Source organism: Sphingomonas sp. P3_C6 (assembly GCF_056402595.1).
Map to the genome: position 1 here is coordinate 290418 of NZ_JBFUHB010000001.1, position 19340 is coordinate 309757.

The 19340-nt window shown below is 66.3% G+C and carries 21 protein-coding genes; 9 read left to right on the plus strand and 12 right to left on the minus strand.

What is annotated here, in order from left to right; genetic code table 11:
• The first annotated feature begins 162 nt into the window (after positions 1 to 162).
• Genes AC1DT7_RS01380 through AC1DT7_RS01390 form a run of 3 tightly spaced genes read left to right on the plus strand, consistent with a single transcriptional unit; the run spans position 163 to position 2444 of the window.
• A complete protein-coding gene (locus AC1DT7_RS01380) occupies positions 163 to 951 on the plus strand; it encodes an exodeoxyribonuclease III (RefSeq protein ID WP_478033713.1) in 789 nt (262 codons plus the stop codon).
• Positions 948 to 2009: a GTP cyclohydrolase II gene (gene ribA / locus AC1DT7_RS01385; protein ID WP_478033714.1), complete on the plus strand. Its 1062-nt coding sequence runs from the start codon at positions 948 to 950 to the stop codon at positions 2007 to 2009. Before AC1DT7_RS01380 ends, ribA begins: the two co-directional genes overlap by 4 nt.
• Positions 2010 to 2444, plus strand: coding sequence for a hypothetical protein (locus tag AC1DT7_RS01390; RefSeq protein ID WP_478033715.1), 435 nt, complete (start codon positions 2010 to 2012; stop codon positions 2442 to 2444).
• Here AC1DT7_RS01390 and AC1DT7_RS01395 read toward each other — a convergent pair.
• Both AC1DT7_RS01395 and AC1DT7_RS01400 read right to left on the minus strand, forming a co-directional pair.
• The gene (locus AC1DT7_RS01395; protein ID WP_478033717.1) at positions 2441 to 3103 is read right to left on the minus strand and encodes an HAD family hydrolase; all 663 of its coding nucleotides are present in this window, start codon (positions 3101 to 3103) and stop codon (positions 2441 to 2443) included. The genes AC1DT7_RS01390 and AC1DT7_RS01395 overlap by 4 nt on opposite strands.
• On the minus strand, positions 3100 to 3768 hold the full coding sequence (locus tag AC1DT7_RS01400) for a YggS family pyridoxal phosphate-dependent enzyme (protein ID WP_478033718.1): 669 nt from the start codon (positions 3766 to 3768) through the stop codon (positions 3100 to 3102). The genes AC1DT7_RS01395 and AC1DT7_RS01400 overlap by 4 nt, the downstream gene beginning before the upstream one ends.
• A gap of 70 nt (positions 3769 to 3838) precedes the next feature.
• On the opposite strand from AC1DT7_RS01400, the gene AC1DT7_RS01405 reads away from it, so the two are divergent.
• Positions 3839 to 4357 (plus strand): thiamine phosphate synthase, encoded by a 519-nt coding sequence (locus AC1DT7_RS01405; RefSeq protein ID WP_478033720.1) that lies wholly within the window; start codon positions 3839 to 3841, stop codon positions 4355 to 4357.
• Here AC1DT7_RS01405 and AC1DT7_RS01410 read toward each other — a convergent pair.
• Positions 4330 to 5040 (minus strand): hypothetical protein, encoded by a 711-nt coding sequence (locus tag AC1DT7_RS01410; RefSeq protein WP_478033721.1) that lies wholly within the window; start codon positions 5038 to 5040, stop codon positions 4330 to 4332. The two genes, AC1DT7_RS01405 and AC1DT7_RS01410, sit on opposite strands and share 28 nt — an antisense overlap.
• Positions 5041 to 5267: 227 nt before the next feature.
• Between AC1DT7_RS01410 and AC1DT7_RS01415 the strand changes: the two genes are divergently transcribed.
• The 4 genes from AC1DT7_RS01415 to holA are packed head-to-tail and all read left to right on the plus strand — an operon-like array spanning position 5268 to position 9770.
• Positions 5268 to 5705 carry a DUF3576 domain-containing protein gene (locus tag AC1DT7_RS01415; RefSeq protein ID WP_372856407.1) on the plus strand — a complete coding sequence of 146 codons (438 nt, stop codon included), beginning with the start codon at positions 5268 to 5270 and terminating at the stop codon, positions 5703 to 5705.
• A 15-nt stretch (positions 5706 to 5720) separates the two neighbouring features.
• The gene (gene leuS / locus AC1DT7_RS01420) at positions 5721 to 8246 is read left to right on the plus strand and encodes a leucine--tRNA ligase (protein ID WP_478033723.1); all 2526 of its coding nucleotides are present in this window, start codon (positions 5721 to 5723) and stop codon (positions 8244 to 8246) included.
• Complete coding sequence (gene lptE, locus AC1DT7_RS01425; RefSeq protein ID WP_478033725.1) at positions 8243 to 8746, plus strand: LPS assembly lipoprotein LptE; 504 nt, start codon at positions 8243 to 8245, stop codon at positions 8744 to 8746. The genes leuS and lptE overlap by 4 nt, the downstream gene beginning before the upstream one ends.
• 10 nt (positions 8747 to 8756) lie before the next feature.
• Positions 8757 to 9770, plus strand: a complete 1014-nt coding sequence (gene holA, locus AC1DT7_RS01430; protein ID WP_478033726.1) for a DNA polymerase III subunit delta — start codon at positions 8757 to 8759, stop codon at positions 9768 to 9770.
• A gap of 87 nt (positions 9771 to 9857) precedes the next feature.
• On the opposite strand, the gene AC1DT7_RS01435 is transcribed toward holA, so the two are convergent.
• The 6 genes from AC1DT7_RS01435 to AC1DT7_RS01460 form a co-directional block, all read right to left on the minus strand.
• Complete coding sequence (locus tag AC1DT7_RS01435; RefSeq protein WP_478033727.1) at positions 9858 to 10772, minus strand: ParB/RepB/Spo0J family partition protein; 915 nt, start codon at positions 10770 to 10772, stop codon at positions 9858 to 9860.
• Positions 10769 to 11566, minus strand: a complete 798-nt coding sequence (locus AC1DT7_RS01440) for a ParA family protein (RefSeq protein WP_478033729.1) — start codon at positions 11564 to 11566, stop codon at positions 10769 to 10771. Before AC1DT7_RS01440 ends, AC1DT7_RS01435 begins: the two co-directional genes overlap by 4 nt.
• Positions 11563 to 12177 (minus strand): 16S rRNA (guanine(527)-N(7))-methyltransferase RsmG, encoded by a 615-nt coding sequence (locus tag AC1DT7_RS01445; protein ID WP_478033731.1) that lies wholly within the window; start codon positions 12175 to 12177, stop codon positions 11563 to 11565. The genes AC1DT7_RS01440 and AC1DT7_RS01445 overlap by 4 nt, the downstream gene beginning before the upstream one ends.
• On the minus strand, positions 12174 to 14015 hold the full coding sequence (gene mnmG / locus AC1DT7_RS01450) for a tRNA uridine-5-carboxymethylaminomethyl(34) synthesis enzyme MnmG (RefSeq protein ID WP_478033732.1): 1842 nt from the start codon (positions 14013 to 14015) through the stop codon (positions 12174 to 12176). Before mnmG ends, AC1DT7_RS01445 begins: the two co-directional genes overlap by 4 nt.
• 370 nt (positions 14016 to 14385) lie before the next feature.
• Positions 14386 to 15666: a tRNA uridine-5-carboxymethylaminomethyl(34) synthesis GTPase MnmE gene (mnmE, locus tag AC1DT7_RS01455; RefSeq protein WP_478033734.1), complete on the minus strand. Its 1281-nt coding sequence runs from the start codon at positions 15664 to 15666 to the stop codon at positions 14386 to 14388.
• A 5-nt stretch (positions 15667 to 15671) separates the two neighbouring features.
• The gene (locus AC1DT7_RS01460; RefSeq protein WP_465171203.1) at positions 15672 to 15896 is read right to left on the minus strand and encodes a DUF6489 family protein; all 225 of its coding nucleotides are present in this window, start codon (positions 15894 to 15896) and stop codon (positions 15672 to 15674) included.
• Positions 15897 to 16035: 139 nt separating this feature from the next.
• Between AC1DT7_RS01460 and AC1DT7_RS01465 the strand changes: the two genes are divergently transcribed.
• A complete protein-coding gene (locus AC1DT7_RS01465; RefSeq protein WP_478033735.1) occupies positions 16036 to 16737 on the plus strand; it encodes a dienelactone hydrolase family protein in 702 nt (233 codons plus the stop codon).
• Positions 16738 to 16926: 189 nt separating this feature from the next.
• Here the strand turns inward: AC1DT7_RS01465 and AC1DT7_RS01470 are convergent, their stop codons facing one another.
• From AC1DT7_RS01470 to rho, 3 genes are all read right to left on the minus strand, one after another.
• The gene (locus AC1DT7_RS01470) at positions 16927 to 17574 is read right to left on the minus strand and encodes a YjbE family putative metal transport protein (RefSeq protein WP_478033736.1); all 648 of its coding nucleotides are present in this window, start codon (positions 17572 to 17574) and stop codon (positions 16927 to 16929) included.
• Positions 17571 to 17861 (minus strand): antibiotic biosynthesis monooxygenase family protein, encoded by a 291-nt coding sequence (locus AC1DT7_RS01475; protein ID WP_478033737.1) that lies wholly within the window; start codon positions 17859 to 17861, stop codon positions 17571 to 17573. The genes AC1DT7_RS01470 and AC1DT7_RS01475 overlap by 4 nt, the downstream gene beginning before the upstream one ends.
• 115 nt (positions 17862 to 17976) lie before the next feature.
• Positions 17977 to 19233 carry a transcription termination factor Rho gene (gene rho / locus AC1DT7_RS01480; RefSeq protein WP_332713155.1) on the minus strand — a complete coding sequence of 419 codons (1257 nt, stop codon included), beginning with the start codon at positions 19231 to 19233 and terminating at the stop codon, positions 17977 to 17979.
• Positions 19234 to 19340 lie beyond the last annotated feature (107 nt).

Consider the following 19340-nt stretch of genomic DNA (forward strand, 5'->3'; position numbering starts at 1 on the left):
CTGTTGCTCGAACGGCCCACTTCCCGCCTGCGTGACGAACGCTAGGTCGGCCCTCGCTCCATGCCCCCGGAGCGAGGGCCTTTCCTTTTCTGCACCGTTTCCGGCCCTTTCCACGTCCGCCCGTTCCTTGTCGGCCCCCCTTCCCCCCGCTACATCGCCTTGATGGCGCTCAAGATCGTTTCCTGGAACATCAACTCGGTTCGTTTCCGTATCGAGATTGTCGAACGTTTTCTGCGCGAGGTGTCGCCCGACATTCTGTGCCTTCAGGAAACGAAGGTGATCGACGGGGATTTCCCGACCGCGCCGTTCCGCGCGCTCGGCTATAACCACATCATCCTGCATGGGCAGCGCATGCACCACGGCGTGGCGATCATCAGCCGGGTGCCGTTGATCGAGGATGACCGGTTCGACTGGCAGGCCAATCGCGAGGCACGGCATGTCGGCGTACGACTCGAAAACGGCGTACGACTCGAAAATGTCTATGTTCCGGCCGGCGGCGACGTGCCCGACCGCGAGGTGAATCCGAAATTCGGCCAGAAGCTCGATTTCGTCGAGCGCATGACGCGCTGGTCCGAAGGGCTCAGGGTACCGACGATCCTGGTCGGGGATTTCAACATCGCTCCGCTCGAAGCCGATGTGTGGAGTCACAAGCAACTGCTCGACGTGGTGAGCCATACGCCGATCGAGGTCGCGGCGCTCGATGGGCTGAAGGCTTCGAACGATTGGGTCGATCTTGGCCGGCATTTCGTGCCGCCCCCCGGCCGGCTGTTCACTTGGTGGAGCTACCGGGCGAAGGACTGGCTCGCTTCGGATCGCGGGCGGCGGCTCGACCATATGTGGGCAACCGCCGATGTCGCGAAGACGGCAACCAGCCATATTGTGTTCGAGGACTGCCGAAGCTGGCTCAAACCATCGGATCACATTCCCATCATGACCGAGTTCGCAGTGTGAGCGACGCCCGTACGACTGCCAGCGCGATCGATGCCTTGCGGCGCGGATGGCCAATCTCGATCGCCGGATCGGACGGGATACTCGCCCTGCTGCCGATCGAGACGACCGATCCCGAGCGGCTCGCCGCGTTCGATCCAGACGGGACCGCCGCCGTTCTGCTGACCGCCGGCCGGGCCGCTACGCTGAAGCTCGCCAACCAGCGCGACGCGGCCGCCCCCGACTCGCCTGTGGTGGTCGAGCGCGCGCCCTGGCTCGATTTCGCCACGGCGACGGCACTGGCCGACCCGCAATTCGATCTCCAGACGCCGCTGAAGGGCCCCTTCCGTGCGATTCCAGTCCCCGCATCCGAAGCGGCCGGTGCGGCATTGCGCCTGGCCCGAATTGGCGGCGTGCTGCCCGCCTTTTTCGCGAGCGGCACCGCATCGACCGACCTGACGCTGACCCCGGCCGATATCGACGCGCATGAAGATGCCGCCCGGCTGACCATCGCGACGCGAGCGCGCCTGCCAGTGTCGGGCGCCGAAGATGCGGAAATCGTCGCCTTCCGCACGCCGGAAATGCCCGGCGAGCATATCGCGCTGCTGATCGGCGCGCCGAACGGCCAGCCCCCGCTGGTCCGCCTGCACAGCGAGTGCCTTACCGGAGACGTGCTGGGCAGTTTGAAATGCGATTGCGGGCCGCAGCTCGACGCGGCGATCCGGGCGATCTCGGACAGCGGCTGGGGCATCCTGCTCTATCTGCGGCAGGAAGGCCGCGGGATCGGCCTGATCAACAAGCTGCGCGCCTATGCACTGCAGGATCAGGGGTTCGATACGGTCGACGCCAATACCCGGCTCGGCTTCGCGGTGGATTCGCGCAATTTCGGCGTAGCGGCGCGTATGCTCGAATTGCTCGGGCAGCGATCGGTGCGGCTACTGACCAACAATCCCGAGAAGGTCGCGCAACTCGAAGGGGCAGGAATCCGGGTGATCGAGCGCGTGCCGCATATCCTGCCGGCAAACCCGCATAACGAGCGCTACCTGGCGACCAAGCGCGACCGCACCGGGCATCAATTCTAGATGCGCTATTTCCTCGACGTCGAATTCAACGGGTTCGGCGGTGAGCTGATCTCGCTCGCGCTCGTCCCGGAGGCGGAGGATGCACCGCCCTTTTACGAGGCGGTCGAGTGCGACCGGCCGACGCCCTGGGTCGCCCAGCACGTTCTGCCGGTGCTTCGGACCGATCCGGTAAGCCGCAGGGAAATGGCAGCGCGGTTCGAGGTATATCTCGGCAACGATCCCGACCCCGTACTGATTGCCGACTGGCCGGAGGATATCGCCCACGCCGCGATGCTGATGGTGATAGCGCCGGGCAGGCGCATGGCGCTCGACCGGATCAGTTTCCGGATGCTCGATCCAATCGGCTTCGATTCAGCGGCGAGGAGCGCCGTGCCGCACAACGCCTATCATGATGCCCTGGCGCTGCGGACTTACACCCTCGAACGCGAGCGTTAGACGAGTAGCCGCGCGACCTCGTCGAAGTCGGTCGCGATATCCCGCACGCCAAGCGCCCTCAGCCGGCCGGCGTGATCCGGCCCGCAATGGGAGCCGCCGCAAAATCCGATGACATAGGCGCCCGAGGCAACGGCACCGGTCGCGCCCACGGGCGAATCCTCCAGGATCGCGCAGCGTCCGATATCGACGCCGAGCGCGGCCGCGGCATGGAGATAGAGGTCGGGCGCGGGCTTGCCGCGCGTGACATGCTCGCGGCCCGAAAAGATCTTGTCGCCGAACGCATCGCGAATGCCGAGATGCTCGAGATGGCGTTCGATCCAACGGGTCGAGCTCGACGAAGCGATGGCGCGGGGGAAATCCGCCGGGAGACTCCGCACAAAAGCAACCGCGCCGACAACCGCGTCGAGTCCTTCGCGCATCGCCCGGTCGTCTTCCACCTGGCGTGCCGCATGGAAGTCATCGGGCAGCGCCCGGCCGATCCAGCGCTCGACCGCCGCGAGAAAGTCGCCGCCCGCCAGCCCCATGAAATTGGCCATGGATTCCTCCGGCGTGATCGGATGACCGGCCCCGGTGAGATAGTCGGCAATCTGCTTGTTGCCGGCATATTCGCTTTCGAGCAGCACCCCGTCGAAATCGAAGATCAGGGCATCCACTTTCACGCGCGCTCTCCGAACAGCGCCGTGCCGACGCGCACATGGGTGGCGCCGAGCGTCACGGCCGTCCCGTAGTCTCCCGACATGCCAATGCTCAGGCCCGACAGGCCGTTGTCGCGCGCAAGCTTGGCAAGCAGCGCGAAATAGGGCGCTGGCTCCACATCGGCCGGCGGCACCGCCATCAGTCCGACGATCGGCAGGCCGGCCGTACGCGCTTCGGCGAGCAGATCCGGCAAGGCGTCGATCGCACAGCCTCCCTTCTGTTCCTCGTCGCCGATATTGACCTGGAGGAAGCAGTCGGGGCGCCGGCCCTGCCGCTCCATCGCGCGGGCGAGTGCCGCGATCAGCGATGGCCTGTCGACCGAATGGATCGCATCGAACAGTTCGACAGCCTCTTCCGCCTTGTTCGACTGGAGTTGGCCGACCAGATGAAGCTGAACATCTGGCCGGGTCTCGCGCAGTGCCGGCCATTTCGACTGGGCCTCCTGCACGCGATTCTCGCCGAAGACGCGCTGGCCGGCGGCGAGCAACGGCTCGATTTCGTCGGCGCTCTTCGTCTTCGAGACGGCGATCAAGGTGACCAGATCGGGCTTGCGGCCGGCAAGTCGTGCGGCATGGGTGATTGCCTCGCGCGCGGCATTGAGGCGGGTCTCGGGGTCGTCGGGCTGCATCGGCAGCGCTATAGGCAGGGGTGTGCCGCACCGCCACCCCAAGCGCCCGTCGATTCCCACGCTGTGGCTGATGACCGACGAGCGTATGGGCGACGATCTTTGCGCGGCGGTCGGAGCGCTACCCCGCGGGGCGGGCATCGTCTTTCGCCACTATCGGACTCGGCCGGCCGAACGCCGGGCGCTGTTCGCGCGTATCGCACGACTGGCTCGGCGCAGGGGGTTGGTCCTCGTGCGCGCGGGATCGACACCACTACCGGGCGAAGCCGGCGTACACGGGTCCGGTCGGGTCCGGTCCGGCGGTATCCGCACCTGGGCTGCGCATTCGCGCGCGCAGGCGATGGCAGGAAGAAGCGCCGGCGCCGACGCGCTGTTCGTATCGCCGATCTATCCGACGCGCTCCCATCCCTGCGGCAAAGCCCTGGGGCCAGTCCGCGCGGCGATGGTCGCTCGCAACCTGGATATCCCCATCATCGCGCTAGGCGGCATGGACGCAGCGCGATTCAGGACAATAGGAAAATGGGGATTTCATGGCTGGGCGGCGATCGACGCCTGGCTGCCGGGTCAGAAGCGGAATGCGGTTCCGATATAGACGGCCTGGCTGTCGCGGCGATCGTCCGGTGCAGGCTGGAGCCGGTAATCGCGCTCTGCCTTGTAGCGGACACCCGCCGTCACATCGAGATTGCGGGTCAGGCGATAGGAGCCGCCAACATCCAGCGAATAAGCGGGCGCTTCCTCGACCAGCGTGGGGCCGTTCGGCAGCGGCCGATCAGCCCCGGCCTTCACACGACCCGTGAAGCGGTTGCCGGAATAGCTGACGCCGACATCGACCGCTTCGCGGCTGCCCGGCAGGCCGGCGAGATCGACCTTGGCGACATCACCCGACAGCGCAAACCGGCGCCAGCCGACGGCGACACCCAGATTATAAGCGATCGGCGCGATGCTGACCGAGGACGGCGTATCGATGAACGCTCCCGCCCGCTCGGCAGCGAGCGCGGTGCGGGTCGAACGCGCGCGGACCGCGACGGTGATGGCGCGGTTACCGTTACGGCGCGATTCGGTGGGCGTGAAGCGGAAGCTGCTGGTATCGAGCCCGCCCCGTGCGAAGACCGCAGCGAGCCTGGGGTCGGCCGCAGCCGGGGTGAAGGAGGTGATGTCGCCGATGTTCAGCGGTGCTGCGCGCTTGACGGTCAGGCGCGAATCACCCGGGGCGCCGATTGCCGGCGCCATGGCGAGGCCGGCGGCGACCAGCGCCCCCACCCCGATTCCGGACATCCAACGCCTTGAAAACACGTGCGACCCCTCACGATGCCCGGATTCGGCACCTTCACTCTAAATGGGCGCCTATCACGATTCGATCCAGCCCTGCCACTGTCTTGACGCATTTTCCCCCGAAGTGTTGCCCGCGGCACACAGGCCGCCCGCGCGCGCCATGCTTGCGGCAGGCGCGAGACCATCTATAGATGCCCGAGATCTTCATGAAACCGTCCAGGAAACCGCCGATGAACCGCCTTTTGCGTACCGCGATTGTGGTTTCGCTTGCCCTCCCGCTCATGGCCTGTGGCCATCGCGGCAAGGACCGCGCCGCCCCCGATCTGGCCGCCGCAAAGGTGACCACGATCGGCGTGAACTCCTATTTGTGGCGCGCGAGCCTGGATACGCTGAGCTTCATGCCGCTGCTCCAGACCGATTCCAACGGCGGCGTCATCGTCACCGACTGGTATGTGAACCCGGCCGCCCCGACCGAGCGGATGAAGGTCACCGTGACGATCCTCGACCAGGATCTGCGCGCCGACGGCCTTCGGGTGGCTGCGCTGCGTGAGGTCAATCAGGGCGGACAATGGGTGGCATCGCCCGTCGCCGCCGCGACCGTGCAGAAGCTGGAAGACATCATCCTGACGCGTGCGCGCGATCTGCGCCGCGCGGCCATCGCCAACTAGAATCGGTTTTCCCTTATGGCGTCACGCTTCAACGCGCTGAAGGCTGACGCGGCATGGCAAGCGGTGTGGGACGACCGCCGCACCTTTGCCGCGCGCGACGATTCGGCCAAGCCGCGTACCTATGTGCTCGAGATGTTTCCGTACCCGTCCGGTCGGATCCATATCGGCCATGTCCGCAACTATACGATGGGCGACGTGCTCGCCCGGTACCGCCGGATGACCGGGCATGAAGTGCTCCATCCGATGGGCTGGGACGCGTTCGGCATGCCTGCCGAGAATGCCGCCATGGAAAAGGGCGTTCATCCCGGCGGCTGGACCCGCGCCAATATCGCGACGATGAAGGCGCAGCTGAAGCGGCTCGGTTTCGCGCTGGACTGGACGCGCGAGCTGGCGACCTGCGAGCCCGAGTATTACGGGCACGAACAGGCGCTGTTCCTGGACCTGTTTGCCTCGGGCCTGGTCTATCGCAAGGAATCCTCGGTCAACTGGGATCCGGTCGACATGACCGTGCTCGCCAACGAGCAGGTGATCGACGGCCGCGGCTGGCGATCGGGCGCGCTGGTCGAGCGGCGCAAGCTGAGCCAGTGGTTCCTGAAGATCACCGATTTCGCCGACGAGCTGCTCGAAGGGCTGGATAGTCTGGAGCATTGGCCCGACAAGGTGAAGCTGATGCAGGAGAACTGGATCGGCAAGAGCCAGGGCCTGACCTTCCGCTTCACGCTGTCGGACGGCGAGCAGGTCGAGGTCTTCACCACCCGGCCCGACACCATCTTCGGGTCGAGCTTCGTCGCGGTGGCGGCCGACCATCCGATCGCGCGCGCCCTGGCGGAGCGCGATCCGGCAGCGGCCGAGTTCATCGAGCTGTGCAAGCGCGGCGGGACCACCGCGGCCGAGATCGAGACGCAGGAAAAGCTGGGCTTCGATACCGGCCTGCGTGCGGCACACCCCTTTGACCCTGACTGGAAACTGCCGGTCTACATCGCCAATTTCGTGCTGATGGAATATGGCACCGGCGCCGTCTTCGGCGTGCCGGCGCACGACCAGCGCGATCTTGATTTCGCGCGCAAATATGATCTGCCGGTGCGACGCGTCGTCTCAGACGGCGAGGTGACCGATCCTGTCTTCAAGGGCGACGAAGCCTATACTGGCCCTGGCACCCTGGTGAACTCCCACTTCCTCGACGGCATGGACGTCGAGGAGGCCAAGCGCACCGTGATCCGCCGTGCCGAGGAAGAGAATTGGGGCAAGGGCTCGACCGTGTTCCGCCTGCGCGACTGGGGCGTCTCGCGCCAGCGCTACTGGGGCACGCCGATCCCGATCATCCATTGCGACGCGTGCGGCGCGGTGCCGGTGCCGCGCGACCAGCTGCCGGTCGTGCTGCCCGAGGATGTCAGCTTCGACATTCCCGGCAATCCGCTCGATCGCCATCCGACCTGGAAACATGTCGATTGCCCGAGCTGTGGCGGCAAGGGCCAGCGCGAGACCGACACGCTCGACACTTTCGTCGATTCGTCCTGGTACTTCATTCGCTTCGCCAGCCAGCCGGGCAACGCGCCATTTGACCGCACCGTCGCCGAGAAATGGCTGCCGGTGGCGCAATATATCGGCGGCGTCGAGCATGCGATCCTGCATCTGCTCTATGCGCGCTTCTGGACCAGGGCGCTGCGCCATATCGGCATGCTCGACGTGGCCGAGCCCTTCGCCGGGCTGTTCACCCAAGGCATGGTCACGCACGAGACCTATTCGCGCGGCGAAGGCGGCGAACGCGTCTGGTATGGGCCTGACGACGTGCAACTCGCCGACGGCAAGGCGACGCTGAAGGCCGATGGCGAGCCGGTGGCGATCGGCCGCGTCGAGAAGATGTCGAAGTCGAAGAAGAACACTGTCGACCCGACCGGCATCGTCGACCAGTATGGCGCTGATGCCGTGCGCTGGTTCATGCTCTCCGACAGCCCGCCCGAGCGCGATCTGCCGTGGAGCGAGGCGGGCATCGAGGGTTGCTGGCGCTTCATCCAGCGCCTGTGGCGGCTGTTCGACGGCCTGACCGAGACCGAGGCAAGCACCGCCCGCGACACCCCGCTCGACCGCAAGACTCACCAGACCATCGCCGGCATCGCCGTCGATATCGAGGCGCTGTCGTTCAACAAGGCCGTCGCCAAGCTGTACGAACTGGTCAACGCGATCGAGCGCGCCGGTCCTTCGGCATCGCGGATCGAGTCGATCCGGACGCTGATGCGGCTGGTATCGCCGATGGCGCCGCACCTCGCCGAGGAAGCCTGGGCGGCCAATGGCGGCGAAGGCCTGATCGCCGACGCGTCCTGGCCAGATGTCGACCCTGGCCTGCTGGTCGAGGATGAAGCGACCATCGCGCTTCAGGTCAACGGCAAGCTGCGCGACACCGTCAAGGTCGCCAAAGGCACGCCACGCGACGCGATGGAGACGATCGCCTTGGCCAATGCCAATGTGCAGCGTATCCTGGATGGCGCCACGCCCAAAAAGGTAATCGTCGTGCTCGACCGTCTCGTGAATATCGTCGCATGAAGCATTTCCCGCTGATCGCCGCGCTCGCGCTGACGCCGGCGTTGGCGGGCTGCGGGCTGCATCCGCTCTATTCGGGTGGCGGGTCGGGCACAGTGGCGACTGCGCTGACTCGGGTCGAGGTCGGCGCGATCGAGGGCAAGGCCGGGTGGCTGATGACCAACGCGCTGAACGACCGGTTCCACGCGAGTGGCACGCCGCTGTACCGGCTCGAAATCAAGCTCGACGACCAGATCATCGGGCTCGGCGTTCGGCGCGACGACAGCGTCTCGCGCGAGCGCCGGACTCTGCGCGCGCGCTACCAGCTCGTTGACCTATCCAAGGGCACGGTGTTGCTCGATGCGACTGCTGGATCCGACGCCGGCCTAGACGTGGTCAATTCCGAATATGCGACGATCGCGGCCGAGAATACGGCGCTCGAACGGCTGACGGAAATCGTCGCCGACCAGATCGTCTCGCGCGTCGCGCTGTATGCGCAGCGGACAGCCGAACCCGCAAAATGAGACACTGGCTGTGAAGGCCAACGCCAACCAGATCCGTGCCGCGATTGATGCGGCGAGCCCCGATATCCGCCTCTATCTGCTCCACGGCCCCGATGAGTCGGGCGCGCAGGAGATCGCCGCGCGCCTCGCCCGCACGATGGGGCCCGATGCGGAACGAGTCGATATCGAACCCTCGACGCTCAAGTCCAATCCGGGCCGGCTGGCGGACGAAGCGGCATCCATGTCGCTTTTCGGCAGCGCTCGGCATATCCGGATCAGCGGCGCGGGCGACGAATGCACCGAGGCTTTCACCCTGCTGCTCGACTCCGAGCGGGCGGGCAATCCGGTCGTCGCCATCGCGCCGTCGCTCAAGGCGACGTCCAAGGCGGTGAAGCTGGCGCTGGGTGCGCCGCGGGCGATGAGTTTCGCCTGCTATCTGCCCGAGGGTGGCGACGCGGAGAAGCTCGCCACGGCGATCGCGCGGGAGCAGGGCCTGCGCACCACCGGCGACACCGCGGCGCGGCTAGCGCATGCCACCGGGGGGGATCGGGCGGTGATGACGCGGGAGCTGGAGAAGCTGGCACTGTATCTCGACGCGTCGCCGGAGCGCCCGCGGGAGCTGGACGACACGGCGCTCGACGATGTCGGGGCCGATCTGGGCGATTCGGAGATCAGCCGGGCGATCGAGGCGGCGATCGACGGCCATCCAGATACGCTGGGTGGCGAGCTCGCGCGGCTGGAGGAGGCCGGGGTCTCGCCTATCCCGGTGTTGCGCCAGCTGGTCCGGCGGCTGATGACCCTGGCCGAGCTCCAGGCCGAGATTGCTGCCGGTGCGAACCCGGGGACGGTGGTCGAGCGCGTGTTCTTTCGCGAGCGGGCGTCGACGGGGCGGGCGCTGCGGACCTGGTCGGCGCCGAAGATCAACGAGGCGATCCAGCGGGCGCGGCTGGCGGAGCGGGCGATCATGAGCTCGGCCAATGCCGGGACGGTCCTGGCCCAGTCGGCGATCGTGGCGGTGGCCAGGATGGCGGCGCGGCAGCGCTGAACCGGATACCGGGCCATTGTTTCAGCCCGCGCTCATGCCGATAATTTACTTTATTATCAGATAGATAGATGGATATCGGCCGGAAGGCTAGATTCGTTCCCCGGTGAGGCGCTGGCAGAGCATGTCGAGCTGGTCGAGCGTCGAATAGGACAGGGTCAGCGTGCCGCCCTTGGGGCTGTGGCCGATGCGGACGGCGAGGCCGAGCAGATCGGCGAGATGATGCTCGAGCGCCGCGAGGTCGGCGTCGCGGCCGGAGTCCCCGCTGCGGATGCGCGCCTCGGCCGGCTTGGCCGCGCGCGCCAGGCGCTCGGTATCGCGCACCGAGAGGCCCTTGGAAATGACCTGATAGGCAAGCTGCTCGACATCGGGCGCACCGATCAGCGCGCGGGCATGGCCCATGCTGAGCTCACCCTCGACGACCTTGTCCTGCACCATCTTGGGCAGATCGAGCAGGCGCAGCAGATTGGCGATGTGGCTGCGCGACTTGTGGACCAGCTTGCCCAGCGCCTCCTGGGTGTGGCCGTAATCGTCGATCAGCCGGTGATAGGCCTCGGCCTCTTCGATCGCGTTGAGATCCTGCCGCTGGATATTCTCGACCAGCGCGATTTCGAGCGTCTCGGTGTCGTTGAACTCGCGGACGATAACCGGAACTTCGTGCAGCCGCGCCCGCTGCGCCGCGCGCCAGCGGCGTTCGCCGGCGACAATCTGATAACCCTTGCCGTGCGGGCGGACCACGATCGGCTGGATCAGCCCACGCGCCGCGATCGATTCGGCCAGCTCCTCGAGCGCCGCTTCGGCGAAATGACGGCGCGGCTGCCCCGGATGCGGCGTCAGCGAGCCGACCGGCAGAGTGCGCACCCCAGTCGAGAGAGCAGCCTCGCCGCCACGAACCGGTTCCTCGCGGGCGATATCGCCCATCAGGGCATTGAGACCGCGGCCGAGACCGGCGCGGGGCTTGGGCCGCGGATGCTGCGGCGTCTGATCAGTAGCGTCGTCGGTCATGCGGCCCTGGCAGGTTCTGCGGGAGCGGGTCGGCCCGGCAGGCGGACGATCAGTTCGCGGGCAAGCGCGATATAAGCCTCCGAGCCGGCACAACGATAATCATAGATCAGCGCCGGCAGCCCGTGGCTGGGCGCCTCCGACAAGCGGACGTTGCGCGGGATGACGGTGTCGAACACCACCCGGCCGAGCACGGCGCGCACATCGGCCGAGACCTGATCGGTCAGGCGGTTGCGGCGATCATACATGGTCAGCGCGACCCCGAGGATCGACAGGCCGGGGTTGAAGCGCTCCCGGATCCGCTCGACCGTGTTGAGCAGCTGGCTGAGCCCTTCGAGCGCGAAGAATTCGCATTGCAGCGGCACGAGCAGCGAGTTGGCCGCGACCATCGCGTTCAGGGTGAGCAGGCCGAGCGACGGCGGACAATCGATCAGCACCACGTCCCAGCGCTTGTCCGACCGTTCGAGCGCGCGGTTGAGCCGATGCGTGCGCTCCTCATATTCGACGAGCTCGATCTCCGCGCCGGACAGGTCGACCGTTGCCGGCACGATATCGAGCTTCGGCACGCAGGTCGGAATCGCCGCCTCGGTCACCGACATCTCGCCCAGCAGGATGTCGTAGCTCGACTTCTCGCGCTCGGCGCGATTGATGCCGAGGCCGGTCGACGCGTTGCCCTGCGGGTCGAGATCGATGATCAACACCCGCGAGCCGGTCGCCGCGAGCGCCGTGCCCAGGTTGATCGCAGTGGTGGTCTTGCCCACCCCGCCCTTCTGGTTCGCGACGGCAATAACGTTCATCGGCGTGACACCCCTTTGGCGAGGACGATGAGGGATTCAGGATCAGTGATGCTCTGTTCCACGTGAAACACACCATGCCATGTCTGCTCGACCACCGCCACCTCTTCGCGCGCCGTTCGTCCCTTTGGGAGAATCCACAGCGTCTTGCGACGGCTGCATTGGACGGCAGAGGTAAACAGACTGCCAAGATAGGAAACGGCACGCGCCGAGATGACGGCGACGGGTTCGTTGACGGATTCGACCTTGCTGGCGACGACCGAAACCCGGTCGGCAATGCCCAGGGCATCAGCCGCCGCTTGCAGGAACTCGACCCGGCGCTTGCGCGGTTCGACCAGGATCGTGCGGCGCCCGGTCAGCGCGGCAACGACAAGGCCCGGGAAACCGGCACCGGTCCCGATATCGAGCCAGTCGCCTTCACTCTCCACGGCGAGGCCGATCAGCTGGGCGGAGTCGACGATATGGCGCGACCAGATCGAGTCGAGTGTCGACGGCGCGATCAGATTCTGGCGCGCGGATTCGTCGATGACCAGGTCGGCGAACCGGGCCATGATCCCCTCGCCTCCCGCACCGAAGCGCTCGCGAATCCAGGTCCTGGCTTCGTCCTCGGTCATGCCGCACGCCGCCGGGCATGAAGCAGGATGGCGGTCAGCGCAGCCGGAGTGATACCGCGAATACGGCTTGCCGCCCCCAGCGTCGCCGGACGCACCTGGCTGAGCTTCTCAACCATCTCGGTGGAGAGGCCGGGGATGGCGGGATAGTCGAGATCGCCGTGTAGCGTGATCGCATCATTGGCGCGAAGCTGTGCCACTTCCTCATCCTGCCGCCGCAGATAGGGCGCGTAGCGGGCATCCTCCGCGATCTCGGCAACCAGCGCCGGATCGCGCGCCGCCATCAGGCCCGGCGCGACGTGATCGATCGTCACGCCGGCGAAGCGCAGCCATTCCGCGCCCGATCTTTTCTGACTGTCGAGCGGACCAGCCGCGCCATTGGCCAGCACAGCCGCAGCGGAAAGCGGCTGATCGAGCAGTGCCTCGATCTCGCGGCGCTGCGCGGTGCGCCCGGCGAGCCGCGCGGCGCGGGCCGGGCCGAGGCACCCGATCGCATCGGCGATCGGGCCGAGCCGGGTTTCGGCATTATCGGCGCGAAGCCGTAGGCGATATTCAGCCCTGGCGGTGAGCATACGATAGGGCTCCGTGATGCCCTGCAGCACGAGATCGTCGATCATCACGCCGAGATAACTGGTCGCCCGGTCGAGCACCACCGGGTCCGCACCGAGCGCGACGGCAGCGGCGTTCAGGCCGGCGACCAGTCCCTGCCCTGCCGCTTCCTCATAACCGGTCGTGCCGTTGATCTGCCCGCAGCAGAACAGCCCGCGCATCGCGCGAACCTCAAGCGTCGGATCGAGCGCGCGCGGATCGATATGATCATATTCGACGGCATAGCCCGCCGTGATGATCCGCGCCGCCTCCAGGCCCGGAATCGAGGCGATCATCGCAGCCTGAACATCGGCCGGCAGCGAGGTCGAGATGCCGTTGGGATAAATGGTCGCGTCGTCCAGCCCCTCGGGTTCGAGGAAGATCTGGTGTCCGTCACGATCGCCGAAGCGGTGGATCTTGTCCTCGATCGACGGGCAATAGCGCGGGCCCGGCCCGGCGATCGCGCCGCCGAACAGTGGGGACCGATCGAGCGACGCACGGATGATCGCATGCGTCTCTTCGGTCGTGCGGGTGATCGCGCAGAAGAGCTGCGGCAAGGACCGGCCCGGCGTGACCGGCGACATGGTCCAGGGATCGTCGTCGCTGCGCTGCTCGGCGAGGCGGCTCCAGTCGATCGTCCGGCCGTCGAGCCGGGGCGGCGTGCCGGTCTTCAACCGCGCCATGGGCAGCCTGGCGTCGCGCAGCTGAACCGCGAGAAGCGAGGCGGCCGACTCGCCGATCCGGCCGCCGGTCAGTCGTTCCTCGCCGCAAAAGATGCGGCCGCCGAGGAAAGTGCCCGTGGCAAGGACAACAGCGCGGGCGTTGAGAAGGGTTCCGTCAGCCAGCGTCACGCCGGCAACTGCCCCATCCGGGCCAAGCGACAGGGCCGCTACCTCGCCGGGAACGATGTTCAGACCCGGCTGATCGGACAACATCTGCTGGATCGCGGCGGCATAGAGACGGCGGTCGGCCTGGACGCGCGGGCCCTGCACGGCCGAGCCCTTGCTGCGGTTGAGCATGCGATAATGGATGCCGGCCGCATCGGCAGCGCGGGCGATCAGGCCGTCAAAGGCGTCGACCTCGCGGACGAGATGGCCCTTGCCCAGGCCGCCGATCGCCGGGTTGCAGGACATGGCGCCGATTTTTGCCGGGTCGAAGCTGACCAGCGCCGTGCGCGCACCGCGGCGGGCAGCCGCAGCTGCGGCTTCGGTGCCGGCATGGCCCCCGCCGACGACGATCACATCGAAATCCATGCTTGTTTCGCTAGGTGGGCGCTTGGCGGCTGTCAAAGATGATCGACGGAATCGGGGGTTAATGCGCACTATCGGCTCTCTTGCTGTTGCGAGTCGGCCTTCGAGGGCGGGCGAATAAACGGTCGCGCAGAGGAGCGGATGCGCGGAGAAGGTTTGCGCGGGCGCTTCAGATTTCGCTGTCTATGCGTACGATCAATATTTTTTGCCGGTCCTAGCGTCGAGAGTCGGGCAGGTTTCTCGACTTCGCTCGAAACGAACGGGTTGGGGAGTTCGAATGGAGGGGGCTCCCAAATCTTTCGAACGTTCCACGTGGAACGTACGGATGGTCGCTGGCGGACCTGTGTGTGGATGGGTCGTTCCACGTGGAACATTATTTTCCGAGGCAGAAGCGTGTAAACAGCGCGTCGAGCATGGCCTCGACATCGCTTCGGCCGACTAGCTGGTCGAGCGCTTTCATGGCCAGGCGCAGGTCTTCGGCGAGGACGATCAGGTCTCCCTGCCCGCTCGCGGCATGCAGGCTGTCCGCGCTCATTGCCAGCAAACCACGTTGGCGCCGGTTGATGGCCACCGCATCTTCGCGGGGGAGCAAGGCCCCGGCCCGGCTCCGCAACAATGCCCATAGCTCGGGGATACCGTCGCCGGTCGCCGCGGACAAAGCGAGGTCGGCATTGGCTGGTGTCGCGAGCCGTCCCGCGACGTCTGACCGCGCGTGGATGCGGATCGCCTCCGGGTCGGGTGCCGCATCGTCGCCCAGCCAGAGGATCAGATCGGCCGCGCGCATCGCTTCTTCGGCGCGGGCGATGCCGATGCGTTCGATCGGGTCGGGTGTCGCGTCGAGCAGCCCGGCTGTGTCGGTCAGGACATAGGCGATGCCGTCGTGGATCACGGGGGCCTCGATACGATCGCGGGTCGTGCCCGAGATGGGCGAGACGATCGCGGCGTCGCGTTCGGCAAGCGCGTTGAGCAATGTCGACTTGCCGCTGTTCGGCGGGCCGGCGATCACCACGCGCAGACCGTCGCGCAGGCGTTCGACGGGCGGCACCGCGAGCAGCGCATCGATCTCTGTGGCAAGCGCCAGCGCCTCGGCCGCGAAGCCCGGCGGTGCTGCCTGATCGACTTCATCTTCTTCGGCGAAGTCGAGTTGTGCCTCGACCTGCGCGGCCAGTGCCACGAGGCGATCGGTCCACTGCTCGGCCCGTTTGCGCACCGCACCCTCAGCCATCGCCAGTGCCGCGCGGCGCTGTCCTTCGGTCTCGGCGGCGAGCAGGTCGCCCAGCCCCTCCGCCTCGGTCAGGTCGATGCGGCCGTTCGACAGGGCGCGCCGCGTGAACTCACCCGGCTCGGCGCGGCGCAGGCCGGGCTGCTCCGCCAGCGCCGCTTCGACGGCCTGGACGACGGCGCGACCGCCATGGACATGGAATTCGACCAGGTCCTCCCCCGTCGCACTGTCGGGTCCGGGGAAAACAAGGACGAGCGCACGGTCGAGCAACAGGCCGTTCCGGTCGCGCAGCGCGCGCAACGCGGCGCGGCGCGGCTGCGGCAACGTGCCGGCCAGCGCGCGCGCCGCCGTGAAGGCCGCCTCCCCACTCAGCCGGACGATCGCGATCGCGGCAGGCGGGGCGCCGCTCGATACGGCGAAGATGCTGTGCATCGGCGTTACTTGGACGAGGTCTCGAACATCTTGCGCCAGAAGCTCATGCCGGCCTCGCCCATCGGCGACCAGCTCTTCATCATATTCTCGATCATCTCGGGCGGCACGGCCCCGTCCATCGCGCCCATCACGCCCTGGATATATTTCTCATGCACCGGCGTGAAATCGGGCAACCCCATGACACGGCGTGCTTCTTCCGGGGTGCAATCGACTTCGACATTGATCTTCATTGGCCATCTCCGCTTGAGCGGGCGACGGCCGCGCTGCATAAGCTTCACGCATGTATGCGCGCGACTTGGGCCTGATCGCAACGCCCATCGGCAGCATACGCATTTCGGGCGGGCGCCGCCCTTTCAGCCGAGGACAGTCATGACCGCAACGATCACGATCGATACGCTCGACGGCACGGGCGATTTCACTGCCTATTGCGCCGAGCCCGCCGGCCCGCCCCGCGCGGCGATCATCGTCATCCAGGAGATATTCGGCGTGAATGCCGGCATCCGCCGCAAATGCGACCGGCTGGCGGAGGACGGCTATCTCGCCATCGCCCCCGACCTGTTCTGGCGGCTCGAGCCGGACACGCAACTCGACCCCGATATCCCCGAGGAGCTGCAGCAGGGACTGGCGATGATGGGACAGTTCGACCAGGATATCGGCATCAGGGACATCGAGGCGACGATTCGTACCGCGCGCGAGATGCTCGGCGCGGGAGGCAAGGTCGGCGCGGTCGGCTATTGCCTGGGCGGGCGCCTCGCCTTCATGACCGCGGCGCGCACCGATGTGGATGCGAGCGTCGGCTATTACGGCGTCGGGATCGACGGGCTGCTGCGCGAGAAGCATGCGATCGCCCATCCGGTGCTGTTGCACGTGCCGCAGGAAGATCACTTCGTCGACAAGGCAACGCAGCAGCGCATGCATGAGGGGCTGGACGATCACCCCAGGGTGACGCTGTTCGATTATCCCGGCGAGGATCATGGTTTCGCGACCGAGTTCGGGCTGCGGCGGTCGGAGGCTTCCGCGACCCTGGCGGATGAGCGGACGGCGGCGTTTTTTGCGGAGAATCTGGGGTAGCTGGTGACCCCTGCCGGACGCTGCTTCGATTCTTCCTCCCTGCTTCCACGGTGAAGGCCGGGGTTCAGTTGGGAAGGCAGAATAACGTAGCGCAACGATGATTATTGTCGTTCCCCAACTGGGCCCCGGCCTTCGCCGGGGAGCAGAGGGGGGAGAGGGGCGCCGTGCTGTAACGGCCCTCCCCCGCCCTCACCCCAGCAGGTGGAGGATGCCGACGTCGTTATCCACGATGCCGTGGTAAATCATTGATCCAGATACATAAAGGATCACCGCCAGGCCGATATAGGCGATCCAGTGATAGCGTTCGATCAGGCGTGCGATGTAGTTTGCGGCGACCGCCATCAGGGTTACCGACAGGATCAGGCCGAACAGCAGCACCGTGGGGTGCTCCCGCGCGGCGCCGGCGACGGCGAGGACATTGTCCAGGCTCATCGAGAGATCGGCAATGGCGACCTGGATCGCGGCGCGCAGGAAAGTCTTGGTCGGCTTGACGCCTTCCACCGCCGGGGTCGCGGGATCGTCCACCGGCACGGCGGCAGGCGCCGGGTGAAGCTCGCGGAAGAGTTTCCAGGCGACCCAGAGCAGCAACAGCCCGCCACCGAACAGCAGGCCGACGACATGGAGCAGCTTGGTCGCGATCAGCGCGAAGCCGATCAGGCAGATCATCGCGATGACGACACCGAAACCGAGCACCTGCTTGCGCTGTTTTGCCGGCAGGCCGGCCGCCAGGGCGCCGAGCACCATGACGTTGTCGCCGGCCAGCATCAGGTCGATCATGATCACCTGGCCGAGCGTCGCAAGGCCCGCGGCAGTGAACACATCCGCAAAATTGATCACAGACTCTCTCCGAAATAGGTCACGACCGGCATCGGCTCATAAAAGGGATGAAGCAGCGCCCGCCACTGCGCATACCGCGCCGACGTGCGAAAACCATCACGATGACTGGCGATATCCTGCCACTCGACGAGCAGCAGATAGTGGTCGGGGTTTTCACAGGCCTTTCGCACGGCGATCGACCGGAAGCCGGGCGAGGCGGCGATCAGCGGGCGGGCCTGCGCCATGGCGGCTTCGAACGCGGCCGACTGGCCGGGTTTGATGGTGAGGAGGGCGTGTTCGAGGATCAAACGACTGCTCCAGATACACAAGCGGCGCGGGCAAAGCCCGCGCCGTCGACCGGGACTTCGTCCCGCCGGCCGTGCTTGTGCGAGTCTTGCGGCAGCATGCCGCAAGCCGCACTGCTCACTGATTCATAGAATCGAAGAAATCCTCGTTGGTCTTCGAATCCTTCATCTTGTCGAGCAGGAACTCCATCGCGTCGATGGTGCCCATCTGCATGAGGATGCGGCGAAGGACCCACATCTTGGAGAGCTTGCTCTTGTCGACCAGCAGCTCCTCCTTGCGGGTGCCGGACTTGCCGACGTCGAGCGCCGGGAAGATGCGCTTGTCGGCGACCTTGCGGTCGAGCACGATTTCCGAGTTGCCGGTGCCCTTGAACTCTTCGAAGATGACCTCGTCCATGCGGCTGCCGGTGTCGATCAGGGCGGTGGCGATGATCGAGAGCGAGCCGCCTTCCTCGATGTTGCGGGCGGCGCCGAAGAAGCGCTTCGGCCGCTGCAGGGCGTTCGCATCGACACCGCCGGTGAGGACCTTGCCCGAGCTCGGCACGACCGTGTTGTAGGCACGGCCGAGACGGGTGATCGAGTCGAGCAGGATCACCACGTCCTTTTTGTGCTCGACCAGGCGCTTTGCCTTTTCGATAACCATTTCAGCGACTTGCACGTGGCGGGTGGCCGGCTCGTCGAAGGTGGAGGACACGACCTCGCCCTTCACCGAGCGCTGCATGTCGGTCACTTCCTCGGGCCGCTCGTCGATCAGCAGCACGATCAGGAACACTTCGGGGTGATTGTCGGTGATCGCCTTGGCGATGTTCTGCAGCAGCACCGTCTTGCCGACGCGCGGCGGGGCGACGATCAGGGCGCGCTGGCCCTTGCCCTGCGGGCTGATGATGTCGATCACCCGCGCCGACTTGTCCTTGATCGTCGGATCCTGCGGATCGAGCGTCAGCTTCTCGTCGGGATAGAGCGGGGTGAGATTGTCGAAATTGACGCGGTGGCGCACCGCGTCCGGATCGTCGAAATTGACCGAGGTCAGGCGGGTCAGTGCGAAATAGCGTTCGCCGTCCTTGGGGCCGCGGATCTCGCCTTCGACCGTATCGCCGGTGCGCAGGCCGAATTTACGGACCTGGTTGGGCGACATGTAGATATCGTCAGGCCCGGCGAGATAGTTCGCCTCCGGGCTGCGCAGGAAACCGAAACCGTCCGGCAGCACCTCGATCGTGCCGAGGCCCATGATCTGCTCGCCATTTTCGGCCTGGACCTTGAGGATCGCGAACAGCAGGTCCTGCTTGCGCAGGGTGGACGCGCTCTCGATGCCGAGTTCTTCGGCCATCGCGACCAGCTCGGCCGGCTTGTTCTTCTTGAGGTCTTTGAGATGCATGGGTGGCGTCCGGACGTAGGATGGTGCTGGGAGCTAGCGTCTGTCGGCGAAAGGGGAAACGCGACGATGCTGGAGGAGGGTGCCGCGGCCCGGAACACATGGCTCCG